Here is a 17,859-nt window from a genome sequence, read left to right on the forward strand (position 1 = left end):
TTTTGTATAGCAAATTTGAGAGGCTTAACGCACTCCAAAGCTCCTCAATCGAACCTCGTTTACCGTCTTTTAAATTTGTGAACTATACGTTCGGCTTACTTAGCAATACCCATCAACTTAACAGACAGGTAAACATGATGTTGAAGCGAGACATTCAATTGTCCATCCAAGAGTTGGTATGTTCGCCCGCGCGCAAGGTTGCCATGCCGCTGCTTGCCGCTGGGCTATTCATTCCCGCCATCAGCTTCGGTCAAGATGTCGCGCCGACTCCGGCCCCGTCCGCACCAGCGCCTTTTGTCACTGCGCCGACCATCCATCCAAACCCGTTGCTGACCGCGCCAACCACCCAGGAAGCCAACCAGGCTGCATCGGGAGCGGCGCCAACTGCAACTCAGCCTACCGCCATGCCTGCTGCGGGCGCTGCAAGCACTGCCGACAGTGAGGATACTGGAGCGCCGTGGGTGCTAGGTGCAGATATGCATCCATACCCATTGCGATTCAGGGATTCGTTGCCGTTTTCTGCGCTTTACCTCGACCTTCCGAGTGAGCAGGAATCCCGACTGCTGTTGCCGGGCAAGTCGGCCGATATGGCGGACCATGCCCGCGCCGTCATCAGCAAGTATTTCACGGACGCCATCGGCGTGGCGGCGCAAGCTCGTGGGCGTCAGCAGGACGCTTTGGATAATTGGCTCGCCCAGACGGATAAGCAGCAACACCTGCTTTCAACCGACCCTTGGCAGCAGTATCAGTTTTACCTTGAGTCGACGCGGGAAATCAAGCAATTCCGCGAGGAGGTTGCGGCGCAAGCCAAGCCCAATATCAACCGCATGGTGGAGGAAGTAAAGCTTGCGATTTCCAAAATCGGCCCAGTTGTTAATTTCATGCCGACCTACGAGTTACGCACCTCCTGGTACAACCTCATGGTGCAGCTCAAAGAAGGGCTCACTCTGTATCAAACCCAAGTGACGGCTTCGGATACGGCGCTGGTGACGCGCATCGACGACTATCTCGCGAAACATCCTGCGGTAACGCGGCCAACAGGGAATCCTCCACCGGCCAATGCGCCAAAGAAGGTGGCTGAACCCAAGCAAACTGTGGCACCTATGACTCCAGTCATGGCCGTGCAACAACCACTAAAGGATGCGCCGACGGTCCAGCAAAAGGATTCCGGCGGGTTCTCTGGCGGATTGCTGGTTGTAGGGGGAATTTTCGCCCTGGCCTTTGTGTTGTTCCGCAAGTTGAGAGGTGGGAAAGGCCCCGCCGCAGCACCAGCTGAAAAATCTTAACTTGACAATTCGAAATTTTGTGTGAAATGAGAGGCGCTTCCTATACTAACCCAGGCGCTGCCGCGAACTTCCGCACAGACCAACTTGTTAACTAACCTGAACTTAAGGATTTACATATGAAGAACATTTTTGCTCGCGCCGGCGTCGCCCTGGCCTCCATGTCCATGTCGGCTGTTGCCATGGCAAATACGACTGGCACTGTTGACCCAACTTTCCAAAACTTCCGCGACACCGTGGTGGGCTGGGCTAAGGGTCCGCTGGGCACTGGTCTCGCAATCACAATGATGTTGATGGGTGCCGGTATGGGCGTGGCCCGTAATAGCCCGATGCCTGCGCTGTCTGGCGTCGCCGGTGCTGCATTCCTTAACTGGGGCCCCGGCATCATCACCCAACTCACTGAAGGCGCGCTGATTTAAGCGGCAGTTTGCTCTAGGAGAACCCATGAATAAGAAAATTCTTGCACGTGCCAGCGTTGCGCTGTCGACCATGCTGGCATCTGTCGGCGCGATGGCCAATACGACCGGCACTGTTGACCCTACTTTCCAAAACTTCCGTGACACCGTGGTGGGCTGGGCAAAAGGTCCGTTGGGCACTGGTCTTGCCATCACCATGATGTTGATGGGTGCTGGCATGGGTGTTGCCAAAAACAGCCCTATGCCTGCGCTGTCGGGTGTTGCTGGCGCCGCGTTCCTCAACTGGGGCCCCGGCATCATCACCCAGCTCACCGAGGGTGCTCTGATTTAGTCAGAGACGTCCAAGGGGCTAGCCCTGCACAAATAGCGCCGCCTTTGTGGCGGCGTTTTTGTTTACTAAGTGAATCCTATTGAGGTGACAGATGAGCGGTCAACGTAATGAAAATTCTCTCCGAAAAATTCCACTGATGGCGGATAACCCGGTTCCTATCATGTTCTGGGAACCCGTGGATTTCATTGCGGGGATGTCTGTGTTCGGCATGGGCGTGGCCTTGCATATGTTCGCATTCGGCGCTATCGGCGGCGCGGTTACCTTAATGATTGCAACGAAATTGCGTCAAGGCGCAAAACGAGGCGCTGCCCAGCATTGGCTGTGGTATATGGGCGTCAACATCGACCGCGCGCTTGCTCGAATGAAGCTACGTTCCTGGGATAACGAGTTTATCGAGTAGCTCTTGCTTGCGATTTCTATTATTTAATGATATACTAGTCGTTAGTTAATCTTGAGTGGCCTGCGTCTGCGGGCATTTTACCGGATTTTACCTATGAGCTTTAAGACTCCTTACCCTGACGTTATTCTTAACGCCTTCAAAAGCGTTCAAGCCTGGAAATCGCTGTCGCTGGTTTTGATGGGAATGCTCCTGTTCGCCGTCTTTGCCCTCGGCTGGATGGCAAGCCACCAATCGGTGATTCTCATCCCACAGGGGCTTTCGAACGCCAAAAAGCCTATCACTCTCAGCCTAGGTGAACCCTTTTCACCTGACTACCTGACCAGCGTAGCCAAGGGCGACCTGTTCTCCCTGCTGAACTGGACCCCAGACAATATTGACGAGCAATACGGTCAGTTCATTGTTCGGCTGGAGCCATCCCTGGTTGACGGCCAGCGTCAAAGCCTGCTCAACGAAGCTAAGCAACATCGCGAGGAAGGGTTAACACAATCCTTTTTCATCACCCGTACCTTTGTTAAGGGCCCTTCGGTCGTTGCACATGGAATTTTGGTGCGTTCAGCGGGTGGTCGTGAAGTATTCCGTGGCCCGGCAATTTACCAGCTGGACTACACCAATAGTGGTAATGGCCTGCTGCTAGTCGCTGGCGTTTCTCAGCCTAACGCCAATGCAGCACCTGCGCCTGCGTCGAAAAATTAATAGGTGATACACATGCGAACCAAGCCATCCCATCTTTTGCTTGCCCTTTTGACGGTCATTCCGACGCTCGCTGCGGCTGACGCCGGCAATATTGTATTGCCTCCTGCGCCGCCCCCGGGCGTTGCCGCCGCCCCGGTCTCCGCTGCTAAGGCACCGGCTCCCCAAATGGTTGCGCCTACGCCGGTGCAAAGTGCACCGCAAAACGCTCAAACGAACGTTATGCCGCCGGACTCCGTGTCGTCCGCAAAGCCTGCCGCGACCTTAACGCCGCAGCAAGACCTTATTGACGTAGTCCTGCCTGCCGCCCCGGAGAAACCTCCGGTTTCCGATTTGAAGCCGTCCGCACCCAAAGTTGTTGGTGCTGTAAAGGCGAAGACCAAAAAGCCCACCAAGCATGTCCTGGATGGCGAGGAGGTTGAGACTAAGAAGGCTGTAACTGTTGATGACCCGTTCGCAGGTGTTGTTGGTACGCCGGTTTCGGACTCCCAACTGAATCGCTTTGTGTTTCCGGAGCCTGTGGAAGGTGTTTATTTCCAGGAAGGCGCGCCTTTGCCTGACTGTGGCAAGGATGTAGGTCCTCAGGACCCGTGCAAGCCGGTATTCCTGAATGGTCGCAAGATGATGCTTCTCCAGCTGCGCGCTGGTGCCCAAGGTTTGGTCCAGATGCTCGTCCACCTGCATTCCGGCCGCATGGTAACGCTCAACCTCGCTCCGTCGCGTGGCCCCGGCGCTGTGGTTCGCATCGAAGGCGCTGAAGATGGTGTGTCTGATAGCCGACTGGCAGAAGCTAAGGCTCAGGCCAAGACTGCGGCAACCGGTGGCATGGAAGCCACTGAGCAGGATGTTGCATTGCTGGCCCGCTTCGCACGTGGCGATATTCCCGGCGGCTATGAAGCAGAGCCCGTGGGTAGCCCGGTGCGTTATGACCTCTTCGATGTGGTGCCCATGGCAACCTGGTCGAATGGTGGCCCGCTCCGTGCTCACCTGATGCAGGTGCGCCCGCATGGCGATGCTCCGGTGGCCATCAATCCTGGCCTGTTCCGTAGTGCCAACGTACGCGCTCTTGCACTGGACCGCGACACCATCACGGCTAAGGCTCCGGCCATCCTCTACATCCTCGAACAAACGCCGACGGAGGCCCAATAATGGCCGACCAAAACTACTCCTCGGCCGACAAGCAGATTTCAATCTCTGGCGGGAAGGCACCTAAGGCTATTAACGCCAAGGCCATGCTGGATGGCATGACCAAGGATGTCCGTAAGCGTTGGATGATTGTCCTGGGTGTCGGTGCGATTTCAATTTCAGTACTCGGTGGCTGGATGTCGTCATCCAATCAGCCGGTGAAGCCCAAAAAGCTTGCCGATGATTCCGTCTCCATCGACACCACGCCCAAGGGTTTGTCGGCTCAAAAAGACTGGAAGGCTCAGACCGGCGCTGAAATGCAGGCGCTGAAGCAAAGCCTGGCCGACTCCACTGCGGCGCAGAAGGAGCTGTTGGCTCGAATGGAAGCTTTGCGTCAAGAAGTGCAGCAAGTAAAGGCTGCCCCTTCCACGCAACAGAGCAGTGCGCCGTCCAAGGTTGAATTCAACCTGCCTCCGCCGCCTGAGCCGCCGAAAAGCATTCAGCCTGCTCAAGCAGCCCAGCCCTCACAAGCGGCTGGAGCCACCTTCAGTAATGGCCCGTTCGACGCTCCTCGCGTAACCACGCCCGCCGTGATGCCGGCGCGTTCCTTCATTCCCGGTCCTACCGTGGAAGAGCAGGCTGCTGCTGCTGCGGAAAAGGACAAGGTGCAGGAAGACATGGTGCCCAATGACCGGATGGGGTTCCTGCCCGCCGGTAGCTTTTCGTCCGCGACCATGATTTCGGGTGTTGAAGCCTTTACCGGGGGTACGGCGCAATCGCAACCGCAACCTGTCGTTGTTCGCATCGACGAAAACGCGGTGCTGCCTAACGCTGCGAAGTACCAGATTAAGGGTTGTCACGTGTTGGCTTCTGTGTGGGGCGACATGAGCTCTGAACGCGTGTACGGTCGCCTCGCGACGCTGACTTGCGTAGACGCTAACAACAAGCTGGTTCTCTCGGAAGAAGTCGAGGGGAATCTGATTGACTCCGACGGCAAGAACGGTATTCGCGGCACCCTGCAAGACCGCCAGGGCGCGAAACTCGCTCGCTCATTGCTGGCCGGTTTCGCCCAAGGTATGGCTTCGGCATTCGGTACGGCGCAGGGCGTAGTTACCAACTCCGTATTTGGTGCGACCCAGACCATTTCTGGTGGCGATGCGATGGCTTCTGCCGGCTACAAGGGCGCCAACACGGCGGCCAACACGCTGGCTCAGTTTTACCTGAAGCAGGCTGAAGCCACTATGCCGGTGATTGCGGTCGATGCCGGTCGCAAGATTTCCGTGCTGTTCACGAAGTCCAAGGCGCTCAAGTTTGAGACTACGGGCAACTACAAGAACAAGCCGAGCAAGACCATTCGCGTCGAGCGGGAGGTTAACTAAGATGCCTGCGGCATTACCTCCCGAGGCACTCGCTACTCCGCCCGCAATCATGGCGCGGGCGCCTGAGTGCCACATTCTGTCCCCGGAAGAAGCTCAGGTTGCCTTTCACCGCCTGCGCGCTCGTTTGCCGGGGACCGCTTTCGCCGGCGCAGCGCCGTCACAAGTCTGCGGCATGGTGCGCGTGATGTTGCAGCGAGGCACCGTGGCATACACGGATGCTACCGGCCGGTATTTCCTGCTCGCGCTCGCACTTGACACCCATGTGGGGTCACCAGCGGACCTTAGCGAAGATATCGATAGCGCTATTGAAGCTCGCTCTCAATATCCATCCGAGCCAATTCCAGGAGTAGCGCGCCCATCGGATTACACCCCGCCGCCGCTGCAATCGAAGCCAACTCTGTTTCAAAAATAGGCTTTCGACGCTATACGCAACTCACTTTAGGAAACGTATTATGAACAAGTCTCACCTGCGCACCCGTCTCTATTCGGTAGCCCTTGCAGTGGCTGCATCCGCCAGCCTTTCCGCCTGCACCAGCCTTGGCTATCGCTGCCCGCTGGACCCTAACGAAAAACCTGAGTCCGCCACCGCTTGTGCAAGCATGCAAGAGTCGATGGATGGGGCGAAGCACGGCGCCGGCGGCAAGATTTCCGTACTTCTCGATGACAAGGGTCGCCTCGTGTCGCCCGCCATGCAGCAGAACAAGCCTGCGGTACCGCTTGCCGGGGCAATGCCGGGTGCGCCTGAGCCCTATCGGAACAGTTCTGGTGAGCCGGTCTTCGAGCAGCCGCACGTTTATCAGGCATGGGTGCCTGCTTTCGTCGATGCCGAAGGCAACCTGCATGATGGCCATCACACCTGGTTCTCGACGCCTGGCCGCTGGAGCTATGGCACGACCCGTGATTACAGCGCCAATTCTGGCGGTGAAGCTTTGATGCGCCCGGCAATGCCGGGTGACCGTCCGGCTGGAAAGATTGTTCAGACCGATGGCAAGGCGCCCGCACAGGCTCAAGCCAAGAAGGATGCCAAGCAAGCCGCTCAACTGTCCGCCCAGGACAAGGATAAAGCTGCGCTATCGAATTTGTCTGCCGCTGCGTCCTCCATGGGTAAGCCTCAACCGACGAATGCTCAGCCCGGTGCGGGCGGTCAAGCGCCGCTCCCGGGCTCGGCCGCAACCCCTGCACCCACGGGAACGGTGACTGCTCCTGCAATCAATCTCGCCGACTAATTGATTCATTCGAGGCAACACAATGTCTGAACATAACCTCAATAACAACCTGAGCCCGGTTCTTGATGGGTCTGCTATCGACCAGGAAGTGCGCCGTATGCGCATGTCGACGACTGCGTCGGACTGGGTTGAAGCGGCTCGTGAAGAAGAAACCACGGGTTCTAAGGTTGCACGTGTCCTCGATAGCGCTGTATCCAAGCTGACGGATTGGCTGCGCCCGACCCCTCCGGGCGAGTTGCCGGTACCCACCCAGTTGGCCAGTGCGCTCACGGACCGAATCTCTTTCCACGACTGGTTGGCCTATCGTGAGTTTGATGACGAGCGCAAGCTGGTCTACATGACCGCGGCAGACACGTTCCGCGTCGGTTTTGTGCTGGGTTTTGCGCCGTTGCTGGTGGCGGGTACCGATATCGAACCGCAATTGGAAGCTGTCTTGACCAATTGTCCGCCGGATACCGTGGTTCAAGTCGGCGTTTTGAGCGGCAGCCAGACGCAGCATATCCTGGACGCCTGGACGCGTGCCCGCACCGAAAACAATCCTCACCCCATGCTGCAGGAAGTAGCCCTGCGCCGCGCTGAATTCTTCCAGCAGGCTTCCGAAAGTGGCGGCACGCTGACCTTTGGCGGCACCACTTTCCAGCCGCGCAACGTGTTCTACTACCTCTCCGTCTCGCTGCCTTACAACGGGGCGCCGGATGATGAAAATGGCATGGACATTTTCCTGAAGAACATTATTGGCCTTCGTGCGACTATCGAAGGGGGCCTCAAGGGTGCTTCCATTCCAAGCTGGGTGTTGAATCGCGAGGGATTTGAGTTCCTCGTTAATGAAATCGTCAACCCGCAGCTGACGCCGCAAGAACGCCGTGAGCGCCTGGGCTCCAATATGCCGATGCCGGCGTCCCTGGTGGACCGCCAATCGCGGATTACAGTGAAAGCTGACGGCACCATTGGTTTCATGAATGGCGCGGACCCGGACCCCGACAAGGAAATTCTGGCGTCGGTGCTGACGATGGACTCGCCGCCGGTGGAAGGCTGGCTGCCAAATACTGCGAAGTTGTTGGGCCATCCCTTGTCTCGCGACGACCGCATTAACTGCCCGTTCTGGATGCACACCACCATTCTGGTTCAGCATCCGGATAAGGCGAAAGACCGCATCACCATGAAGTTGGGCTCGCTCAACAAGCAGATGATGTCGGATTCGCCGTGGTATCGCTCCATGATGGGCCACCTGTACACGCAGAAGGACGAGCTCGACACGCTGCTCGAATCCTCGCGCCACGGCCATGCACCGGTTCGTGTCTGGTCAGGCGTCGTGCTCTACAACACCCGCGACCGGGTGAAGCGTGAAACGGAGTATGTGGCCAATATCTGGCGTAAGGCCGGATTCCGCTGCTCTCCTGAGCGCTACATTTCGCTGCCGGTGTTCCTGGCCAGCTTGCCGCTGATGTACGACCCGGCAATGGACCCTCCCAGCCGAGGCTTGCAGCGCGCTAACACCGTGAACAGCTTTAACGCGGCTACCCTCATGCATGTGCAAGGGGACTGGGCCGGTAGCGCGCCAAATCGTGGCGGCCCGCTGATGGTATCTCGCCGTGGGCAATTAGCCACCATCGACCTGTTCGACACCTCCTCGAACTACAACTTCGTTGTTATTGCGCAATCGGGTTCCGGTAAATCGTTCTTCTCGAACGAACTCGCCGTGGACTTCCTGTCGCGCAACGGGGTGGTGCGTATTTTCGACGTGGGCCGCTCCTATAAGCGTTTCGCATCCGTCATGGGCGGGGTCATTCTGGAGTTCACCCCGGATAACCCGGTATCGCTCAATCCGTTCTCGGGTATTGCGACGCACGGCGACCTGTGGGAACTGATGCCGATGCTGAAATCACTCATCCGGCAGATGGCGTTCCCGCTGTCGACCGACGAGTCGATGGAGACGCAGTTCAACTGGGAATACCAGGCGATTGAACAAGCGATTACGTCTGCCTGGGAAATCAACCAGGAAGCAACCGGCCTCGAGCACGTGTACTACTGGATGGCGGAACAGGAAGACCAGCGCTATAAGGACTTGGCCTTCCAGCTGCACTCCTTCGCAGTGGGCCGCTATGCCGCATGGTTCAATGGCCCGCGCCAGATTGAGCTGACCAACGACCTCATTATCGTTGAGTTGGAAGACCTGGAAGTCGACCCTGACCTGCAGGCTGTGGTGATGACGCTGATGATTCACCAGATTGCCAAGGAAATGTACCTGTCCGACCCGGAGCGTAAGCGGCCTAAGCTCCTGCTGGTGGACGAAGGTTGGCGCCTGTTGGGTGACAAGCAGTCCGGTGGCTTCATTTCCAAGGCATTCCGTACGGTGCGTAAGTACCGTGGGGCGGCCGGAGCCATTACCCAATCCTACGGTGACTTCGCGAACTCGGCGGCAGCACGCGCCGCGCTGGAAAACTCGGCTTGGCAGTTTGTGTTGAAGCAGAAGGGCGATTCCATTGACTTCGCCGTAAGCCAGAAATGGATTGCCGACGATGAGCTGTTGACCGGCATGCTGAAGACGGTGAACTCGGACACGAATGCTGGCTTCTCCGAAATTTTCGTACGCGGTGAGCACGGCCAAGGTATCTATCGGTTCATTACCGATAAGCACAGCTACTGGCTGTATACCACCAATCCGAGAGACCTGGCGAAGCTGGCCGAAGTGCAGCAACAAGGGTTGACCTTGCTCGAGGCAGTCGATTACCTCGCCCGCGAGGACTATCTGCAACGCGGTCATCCTTGCAAGCCCAAGGCCGGCAGCCTGCGGGAAGCGGTGCTTCGCGAGCAGCGAAACGCTGAACACGCTTACGCGTAAGTCAGCAAGCCAAAAGCGTAACGAAAGTTGCGCTTTTGGCTATTTATCGGTATACTTTAATCATGTCCACTGAAATCAATGACGGCAGCGCCTCTCAAGAGGACGTTGCTGAGACCCCTCAGTCAGTCGTCCAAGAGCCGGTATTGACCTTGAAAGACCGTGTTTTTGGCCTATTCTCTCATCCTAAAGCGCCGTTGGTGGTAGGTGTAGCCATGGTGGTCGGGCTTGCTGGGTTTGTCATGCATCGGATGCATGTCTCCCTGCCGATAGGCCGACCAGCAATTGTCGTGTTCGACCCGGTGCGGTTTGTTAACGCACAGCGCGCTGCGGCAAGCATCCTGGCCAGCAATCCGTCCGCGGATATGACGTTGACTCTCACCCAGGTGGCCAAGCAGTCTGAAGCGGTCATCCGTGAAGAAGCTCATGGCGCGGTGGTGCTGGTAAAACAAGCCGTCGTCGTTCCGGATGATGTGCCGGATATTACCGATGCGGTTCTCGAACGATTCGGCCTCCCCACTAGCGTTCCTACTGTTTCGACGCAACCCAGCAAAATCATGCTGGAGAATGTTGCGCCTACGGATAGTTCGTTGTCTGTGGGCAAGCTACGCGAAGATTATCGCCTCGAACTGCAGCAGCGTTCCCAGCAGCTGCTGGCAGACGACAACAAACGCAACAAGCAAGAGCAGGCTCTACCTTAAGATGACCGATACTGCGAAGACCACTGCCGCCTCGACTGAGGCGGTATCTAATTCAGCTGCACCGAGTGAGTCCGCCAGTGACTTCTTTCGCCGTCTGCGGGACCCGCTTCGCTGGAAGAGCGCTGTCAGCGACCTTGCACTTTGGTTCATGTTTGGTGTCCTGATTACGCAGATGATTTCGCGATATGCGCCCGGCTATCCAATCGTCGTAGGGACACCTTCTGTGCCTACCGGAATCTACTGGGTGGACAAAACTGCACCAGCCCATCGTAATAACCTTGTGACGTTCCCCTTCGAGCCTAAAGCCGCTTGGTTGCGGGAGCGGTATGGCGACGAGCATGTGCACACCAAACTGCTGAAAGGCCTACCGGGTGACACCATACATGCGGACAACGCCAACAACCTAACCCTCTGCCATCATCTACAAGATGAAGTTGGGCCGCCAGACTGTGAACCGGTAGGCAAGGTGCAGGAAAAGGATAGCAAGGGACGACCCCTCTTTAGCTGGGTCCCGGCGAACCAGGGGTATGTGCTAAAAGCAGGTGAATACTGGGTATATTCTCCCCATCCCAAGAGCCTGGACTCCCGGTACCACGGCCCCATTGAGAGCGCGAGCGTAACCGGAGTCGCAACCCCGATTTGGCTCTTCAGAATCGGCTCAAACTAATACTGGTGCGGAATACAGGCATATTGGCTATACGCTGATATGCCGCTTTGAATGTGGCACGCGGTATGCCAACAGGGGTTGGCGTCGCAGCCCAACAGGAGATTGATTAAACATGGCCGAAGAAACCCAAACCGAACGCAAACGCGGTGGTCCGACCGAGAAAATGGTCGAGTCTGCGAAAAAGGCAGCCGAGCGCCACGGGGTTGCCCTCCCTAAAGGATTCGACACCGACTTTGACACCTGCAAAGGGTTCCTGGATGTTTACCTGTCGAAGCCGACGCCTAAAGCGCTTTCATTCGCAGAAAGCATTGCGAAAGACAAGGGCCTCGAGCTGCCTGAAGTGGCTCGCAACAGTGCCAAGGACCTGAGTGCCTGGATTGACGCGAACAAGTAACCCGTCCTCGGCAAAACCCGACACGCCTCGCACCAGCGGGGCGTTTTATTTTGCTCGACGTATTTGGTATTTAACGATATACTAGCATTACCTTCTAACCACCTACGTCTTGGTGTGCCCATGAAATTCATTGTATACGCATTGTCGGTTGCGGCAATGCTTATTGGCTCGTCGTTGAGCCATGCAGATAATACTCAGCCCGGTTCTGGCTCGGATGACATCAACCGTGCGCCTGCGCGCCAAGGCTGGCACTGGTACGTCGACCCTAAACCGGAAGAGAAGCCGGAAGAGGACCCTGAGCCTCCAAAACCGGAGGCGCCTAAGGCTGAGGAAAAGGAAAAACAGCCTATCGTCGTCATTTCAGGGGCTGTTAAGCCGGAAGATAAGTGCAAGACCAAGGATACTTGGGATGCAAACTGTGGCTTCGTCGACCCGGGTGATGATTTCGACTTTCAGGCCAAGGAGCGAGACAGCCTGCTGCAGATGATGAGCTTGCGCCCGGACAAGCCAGAGGCGGTTGAGGCGGCGCAGCGCTACATGAAGTGGGTGGTAGGCAAAGCCTCGCAGGCGGCCAATATGTGGTACTTCAACATGGTGCAGAAGCCTGACCTCGACCCAACGGTCAAGAATCCTATCTCCGAGGTTGGCATTGCCTTGGCCTCTCGCGCGACGCAAGCAAACCAATACGAGTATTTCCGCATCATCCGGGAGGAGGGCGGCATCCTGTTCTTCTTCTCCCGCAGTGATTGCCAGTTCTGCCACGACCAAGCCCCGTATACCCGCCGCGTTGCCCGCACGATGGGCCTACGCGTGATTAACATTCCTCTGGATGGCAAATGCCTACCAGGGTTCGAGGGTGATGATTGCGGTGACAATATCAAGCCTGAACAGGTCGCGGTTCTGCAGGTTCAGGTCGTACCGTCTCTGTTCCTGTTCGTGCCGTCTAACACATGGATTCGCTTGGGTACCGGCATGGTCTCGGACTCTACCATCCTGAGCAATACCGTTAACTTCTTCTCGGCATATCGTGCCGCGATGCTTGCCGGTCTGGACAACAGCAGTGGCGCTCGTCCGGCCGTTACGTTCGACCCTGAATTGAATGCGCGGCCGACGGGCACCGTCGCTGCCGACGGCTCGAAGCCCATCGCAGCCCCTGACCGCGAGCGCATGCTCGAGCTAATGGGCTATAACAAGAAGAAGACGAAATGACGGCTCCTGTGCGCTGCCGAGGCTGTGGCCATATCTACAGGGGTGTGGACTATAGCCCCAACTCTGTACCGAATGAAAACGGCTATTGCGGCTGGTGTTGCAAGGAAGGCGTCACCTCTGACGCAGAAATGGCCAAGATGGAAGCGCTTAATACCCAGCGTCACCAAGAAGATGAGGTCTATGACCATTAGGAATTCTTAATGGGGCAGGGGCGTTTCTATACTCAGAAATATTAAGCATTGCAAGCGGAAGTCATCATGCACAAAGCAAAATCATTTTTATTCGCCATGTTCATCGCTCTGGTCGGGGTGACCTTCAGCGCGAACGCTGAATCGCCGACGGCGAGCGGCATTTTTTCGACGATTGGTGGCTCTACGACTATCGATAAGGGTGGCGCAATTGAAAGCCAGGCTCGAAGCATCTATAGCTTGGGTGGGGGCATGAGTTCGTTCCACGGTAAGAAGGTGTCCCTGATTGCAGCGGACCCCCCGAGTTTTTCGGCAGGGTGTTCTGGCATTTCTTGGCACTTTGGCGGGTTCGCGTTTATCTCCGTGGACGAGATTCGCCAACTGGTCGAAGCGGTCGCACAGGCATCCTTGGGTGTGGCGGTCGACCTTGCGATGCAGACGCTTTGCCCGCAGTGCTATGCGGTGATGGCTAAGTTGCGTGAAATCGCCAATATGATGCGTAATGCTGCGGCCGATTCATGCAAGATTGCCAAAAACTTTGGCTCAATTCTGCAAGCTCAAATGCCCGGACTATTCCAGCCAAGTGCTGCTGTGGAGGAGTGTGGTGTGGATTCGTCCGCGAATAATAGCTCCGACAGCTCAATGGGCGCCCAACTTAGCAATGGCCTTTGCTCAAGCCTCTCCAAAGCAGAATCCTTCCTGAATACAGCGGGAACGGATGTCATGAACTTTCTAAATGGGCAGCCCACTAGTGATGGGAAGACTCCCAGCAAAGAAGAGCTGGAGAAGTATGGTAATACCACGTATGCGGCGTTAACAGCCCTCGGCTACAAGGATGGCTTTGTCAAAGATGTCCTGCTGTCCTACTTGGGCATGCGCATCATTTTCCCGAATGCTGATAGCACCTGTGCTTCCGCATTCCAGAACTTCTCCGGCACGCCTAGTGGTGACCAACCGCAGAGCATGATTTTTGAAAATAATAGTTGGTCCCCGGCCCCTGGAACTAGTACTTCTGCAAATGGCAATCACGACATCGAAGTGACTGGCAGTTCTTCGTCAGATGCGCCACGTGTTACCGCCTCGACCGTAAACGAACCAGATGCAGAACCATCAGGAGCAACTAAAGCGGTAGGTACCGCCTGCGATGCCCCGCCTGTGCTAACGAGCACCCAAGAACTGGCGACTCTTATTGTTTGTGGTGCAGATGTAAATAAGGATAAGGAACGATTAAAGCAGCGTTTCCCAAATGCACGTATCGAGGACTCTTCCTTGGATGCGATGTGCGGCAATGCGACTACGCAGGCATCTTCGTCTAGCAGCACTGGATGGCAAGCACTTGATTGGACGGGTGAAGCGAAGAACACAATGATTTATCACTGTGGGCAGGACTCGGCTGATTGCATGGAGCCTCAAATGATGAAGCTTGAAGATGCGCTTAATCAGGACACAAGCAATGACACCAGCCCTTACACCGGATTGGCATGGATGGTTATGGATGCGCTTTACTCAGGCGTTCAAGCAGTCATTGATAACAAGCCCATGCCAGATAACACCGTGGCGATGCTGAACGGTGCGGGCTATCCACTGTATCGTCTGATTAACATGGCTGCCGTATATCCAGGCATGACGGATGAATTACTGTCCGCGTATGGCGCTTCTATTTCGGTGCAGTTTGCAATTCAGTCCATCAGCAAGATTACGCTTCCAGGTGCGAATCCTGCAATTTCGTACCTGCCTTCCAATGGGGTGTCGCAAGAGAAGTTGCTGCAATTCCGTGCTGACATCATGAATATCACGCGTCAGAACGACAAGATGGCTGACGACGTGCTGAAGCGTTTGAGTGAGAAGCGTGCGCTAGTGGATGCGATTGTTCAAGTTAACAAGGCATTGCAAGCTGAGGTTATATCTCAAGGCCTAGGCGGTAATGCTGACCTTGCTGTAAGCCTGAAAAAGCAACTTAACACGAAGTAAACCTGAAAGATTTACGATGAATGCTATAAACACTCGCCTGTGGGTTGTGCTCCTCGGCATCATGCTATGTGGCTTGATGCCAGGCCACGCCTTTGCCGAAAACATTATTGCGGCGCCAGGTGTAAATGGTAACGGGGACTCTGCTTGGACGGTTTATGCTTTTGGTAATGCTCAGGCAGTGGCAGACACGTTTCGCTCACTCAATAACTTCGCGACGTCTTCGCTGTTCCAGGGAATCGTTGGCTTTATAGCTGTCCTTGGAGCGCTTACGGTAGGCCTTGCAAGTGGATTCTCCTCGGCGATTGCAAAGAAGTTCATTGGCTATATCGTTTCGGTATACCTGATTTGTTACGTTTTCTTTGGGGTTGGCAGTGGCGGCCCGGTGTCGGTGCTTGTTGAGGTTGAGGATACCGTCGACATGACCTGGAAAGCACCGGTAACTGTCCCGGCGGTCGTCGGCATTCCCGCGTCTGTAATCTCGACAGCTGGGTTTTTGATTACTCAACAGATTGAGGCAAGCTTTGCCATCCCTGACGAGTTGAAAATGAGTAATGGGGCGCCATTCAATTTGGCGAGCTCGCTGCTCTCGGATGCCTCTCAAGCGCGTATTTCAGACCCTAACCTGTCCAGCTCTCTCGCTTACTACGTGCAGGATTGCTTCATGCCGGCCGTGGCTCGAGGGGATTTGGTGGCAACGACTTTGACTCAGTCCACCAACTTCCTTCAAGATATCCGATGGGATTCACAATCTGTTATGGTTATGACCACGCTTGGCGGTACGTTTACTGATGCAAGCGGCAACACCACTACCAATACAGCAGGAACGCCTTCATTGGTGACCTGCCAGGTGGCCTGGAACCTTATCAACGACAACGTGAACGCCAGCGCAGGTGCCGCGGACTTTCTGAAGAATGCCAGCGCATGGGCTAAGACGCCAGCTTTGTCGGTGGTTAATTCTGCGGCAGACAGTGTAGCGCAATGGGCCTCCAACAACGGGATTACCGACGGTGGAGCATTGGTGAAGCAAACGGCTGTGTTGGCCTCATTCACTGGTGCCTTTAAGCAAGCAGCAGCTGCTACCGGAAACTCTGACTTTTTGACTGGGTTGAACGTAGCGCAGGCTCAACAACAGCAGACGGATGGCTGGATTATGGGCGCTGAGGTATTTAACCGCTCAATGGGGTACGTGTACGCCATCCTGCAGGTGTTCGTCTATGCCGCGACTCCTTTGGTGCTGGCCGCTGCGTTGGTCCCGGGCCTAGGCTTCGCGCTGTTGAAGAACTTCGGCCAGATTCTGCTCTGGATGGCTATTTGGCAGCCAATGCTTTCCATCGTGAACTTCATCGTGATTTCGATGCAGCAGTCAGACCTTGGCGGCGCGCTGTCTAACGGTGCTGGCCAATATGGGTTTACGTTATCCAATATGGGCGTCATTTCGCAGAAAACAGCGAACATGCGTGCAGCTGCATTATTCATTGGCACCATGGTCCCGGCGTTGTCCTGGGGGCTGGTGAAGGGCTCTGTAGATTTCTCCCGGTTTGTGGGGGAGGCTGTGGGGGAGAAATTTGCTCACTCCGCAGCCCAGTCGTTGACCACGGGTAACTACAGCCTGAACCAAGCCTCGATGGATAGCTTTACAGCTAACAAGCACTCCATCGGCACGACCGGGGATTGGGGTAACGGGTTTACCAATGCGGGTAGTGTTGGGGCCATCAATAATGCCAATACAATGGGCGGGAATATTGATGCAGGTTTTAAGCAAAATCCCAATAGAGGCCTTTCGCGTGCAGATGGGGAAAATGAAGGTGGCTCCGCTGGGGACCAGTCTGCCAAGACAAGTGGCGCTCTGCATGCTGTGTCCGGCGGAAGCTCAGATGCATTGGCTAAATCAGGAGGGACATCAGAAAGCGGCGGCAATGCTCAAACATCCAGTGGCAACAGCAATGTTAGCGTTGGCGCGGGAGTTGGCGGCAACCTAGGTGCATTGATTCCTGGGGGCGGAAGTAACCGAGGGGGACCAGCTGGCGCGAACACAGGTATGCCCAATGTGCCAGGCGCCGTTCCTCAGGTAGCGCCACAGAATGGGTTGGTACAAGGTGCAAAAGCCGCGGCTAGAGGGGCTCTTGGCGCTATTAATGTGAATGGGGGTGTTTCTGCTGGCACAAGCCAGAACAACTCGAACACACATGGTACAAATGACAATACAGGCACGACAGGAACTAAGACCATTACAGGCTCAGTAACGGATACCGAGACGAATGGTGTTAGCAACAATAAGTCAGCTGGAACTACACACGGATACCAAAAGTCTGAGACCGTTACCACTACGGGTGTAACGTCTCTTGGCGACCGGGTAGCTGCTCTTGCTGCCGTCCGAGGTGAACGTAGCCATATGGGCAACTATGATAGCGGGCCTGCCATGGCGGGATGGCGTGAGACATCTGCTCCTGCTTTAAAATCACATGCAGGCCAACAAATGACCGAGCTAAACTCCCCTGGGGCTGTAGAAAATAAGGTTGCTGAAGAAAAGACGTCCATCGATAAGGAACACGACCAATACTCAAAAGAAGCCGAGGATAAAGCAAAGGTTGCTGATAAGAAGAAGGCTGAAGCCACGCAGGCCGCTGATGCTGAACGCGCTCACGCGGCAAAGGCTTTGAAATCGGAAAAGGGTGCAGCACAGGAAGGTGCGCTTCATCGCGCTGGTCGTGAACCGCATGTGGCTAAAGTAGTCGCGGGCGCAAAACATGTTGCAGAGTCAGTAACCAATGCCACGGACAAACTTGAGCAAAAGTTCGCTGATGGAAAAGACGCCGCTAAGGAAATGGGCGCAAATGCAGCAACTAAGGCAGCCAATGTAGCATCTACCGTCAAGGAAAAGTACAAGGAGGGTAATGACAGTATGCGGGATGCTGCCGTCTCAGGCTTGGATAAAGTGAAGAACATACTCCATCACCAGTCCACGCCGGCAGCCGCCCCTGACCACAGTCAGACGCAGACGCCGCGATAAGCTAGGCAAGATAGACAAAAGGCCGGAAAT

At 55.8% G+C, this 17,859-nt stretch carries 17 protein-coding genes; all 17 read left to right on the forward strand.

The features are described 5' to 3' along the window. The first annotated feature begins 134 nt into the window (after positions 1-134). Positions 135-1,286 carry a hypothetical protein gene (locus NMK_RS09930; RefSeq protein ID WP_109015594.1) on the forward strand — a complete coding sequence of 384 codons (1,152 nt, stop codon included), beginning with the start codon at positions 135-137 and terminating at the stop codon, positions 1,284-1,286. Between the two features lie 116 nt (positions 1,287-1,402). Next, positions 1,403-1,702, forward strand: a complete 300-nt coding sequence (gene traA, locus NMK_RS09935) for a TraA family conjugative transfer protein (protein ID WP_109015595.1) — start codon at positions 1,403-1,405, stop codon at positions 1,700-1,702. A gap of 25 nt (positions 1,703-1,727) precedes the next feature. After that, on the forward strand, positions 1,728-2,030 hold the full coding sequence (traA, locus tag NMK_RS09940; protein WP_109015596.1) for a TraA family conjugative transfer protein: 303 nt from the start codon (positions 1,728-1,730) through the stop codon (positions 2,028-2,030). A 136-nt stretch (positions 2,031-2,166) separates the two neighbouring features. Then, a complete protein-coding gene (locus NMK_RS09945) occupies positions 2,167-2,430 on the forward strand; it encodes a type IV conjugative transfer system protein TraL (RefSeq protein ID WP_227871448.1) in 264 nt (87 codons plus the stop codon). A gap of 93 nt (positions 2,431-2,523) precedes the next feature. Continuing rightward, entirely contained in the window at positions 2,524-3,123 is a 600-nt protein-coding gene (locus NMK_RS09950) for a TraE/TraK family type IV conjugative transfer system protein (RefSeq protein WP_109015598.1), read from the forward strand. A 12-nt stretch (positions 3,124-3,135) separates the two neighbouring features. Next, complete coding sequence (locus tag NMK_RS09955) at positions 3,136-4,269, forward strand: TraK domain-containing protein (protein WP_109015599.1); 1,134 nt, start codon at positions 3,136-3,138, stop codon at positions 4,267-4,269. Next, positions 4,269-5,624 (forward strand): TraB/VirB10 family protein, encoded by a 1,356-nt coding sequence (locus NMK_RS09960; RefSeq protein ID WP_109015600.1) that lies wholly within the window; start codon positions 4,269-4,271, stop codon positions 5,622-5,624. Before NMK_RS09955 ends, NMK_RS09960 begins: the two co-directional genes overlap by 1 nt. A gap of 1 nt (position 5,625) precedes the next feature. Beyond that, positions 5,626-6,036 (forward strand): disulfide isomerase DsbC N-terminal domain-containing protein, encoded by a 411-nt coding sequence (locus NMK_RS09965; protein WP_181376232.1) that lies wholly within the window; start codon positions 5,626-5,628, stop codon positions 6,034-6,036. Positions 6,037-6,076: 40 nt separating this feature from the next. Continuing rightward, on the forward strand, positions 6,077-6,850 hold the full coding sequence (locus NMK_RS09970; RefSeq protein ID WP_109015602.1) for a hypothetical protein: 774 nt from the start codon (positions 6,077-6,079) through the stop codon (positions 6,848-6,850). Between the two features lie 22 nt (positions 6,851-6,872). Then, the gene (locus tag NMK_RS09975; RefSeq protein ID WP_109015603.1) at positions 6,873-9,692 is read left to right on the forward strand and encodes a TraC family protein; all 2,820 of its coding nucleotides are present in this window, start codon (positions 6,873-6,875) and stop codon (positions 9,690-9,692) included. A 62-nt stretch (positions 9,693-9,754) separates the two neighbouring features. After that, positions 9,755-10,390 carry a TrbI F-type domain-containing protein gene (locus tag NMK_RS09980; RefSeq protein ID WP_109015604.1) on the forward strand — a complete coding sequence of 212 codons (636 nt, stop codon included), beginning with the start codon at positions 9,755-9,757 and terminating at the stop codon, positions 10,388-10,390. Between the two features lie 172 nt (positions 10,391-10,562). After that, positions 10,563-11,057, forward strand: coding sequence for a S26 family signal peptidase (locus tag NMK_RS19040; protein WP_227871449.1), 495 nt, complete (start codon positions 10,563-10,565; stop codon positions 11,055-11,057). A 112-nt stretch (positions 11,058-11,169) separates the two neighbouring features. Continuing rightward, on the forward strand, positions 11,170-11,451 hold the full coding sequence (locus NMK_RS09990; protein WP_109015606.1) for a hypothetical protein: 282 nt from the start codon (positions 11,170-11,172) through the stop codon (positions 11,449-11,451). A 120-nt stretch (positions 11,452-11,571) separates the two neighbouring features. Beyond that, entirely contained in the window at positions 11,572-12,660 is a 1,089-nt protein-coding gene (gene traF / locus NMK_RS09995) for a conjugal transfer protein TraF (RefSeq protein WP_109015607.1), read from the forward strand. Beyond that, positions 12,657-12,851 carry a hypothetical protein gene (locus NMK_RS18300; RefSeq protein WP_146187167.1) on the forward strand — a complete coding sequence of 65 codons (195 nt, stop codon included), beginning with the start codon at positions 12,657-12,659 and terminating at the stop codon, positions 12,849-12,851. Before traF ends, NMK_RS18300 begins: the two co-directional genes overlap by 4 nt. 66 nt (positions 12,852-12,917) lie before the next feature. Further along, a complete protein-coding gene (locus NMK_RS10000; protein ID WP_109015608.1) occupies positions 12,918-14,819 on the forward strand; it encodes a conjugal transfer protein TraH in 1,902 nt (633 codons plus the stop codon). Positions 14,820-14,835: 16 nt separating this feature from the next. Further along, positions 14,836-17,829 (forward strand): conjugal transfer protein TraG N-terminal domain-containing protein, encoded by a 2,994-nt coding sequence (locus tag NMK_RS10005; protein WP_109015609.1) that lies wholly within the window; start codon positions 14,836-14,838, stop codon positions 17,827-17,829. Positions 17,830-17,859: the final 30 nt, after the last annotated feature.

The sequence above is a fragment of the Novimethylophilus kurashikiensis genome, assembly GCF_003112435.1.
Lineage (GTDB): Bacteria > Pseudomonadota > Gammaproteobacteria > Burkholderiales > Methylophilaceae > Novimethylophilus > Novimethylophilus kurashikiensis.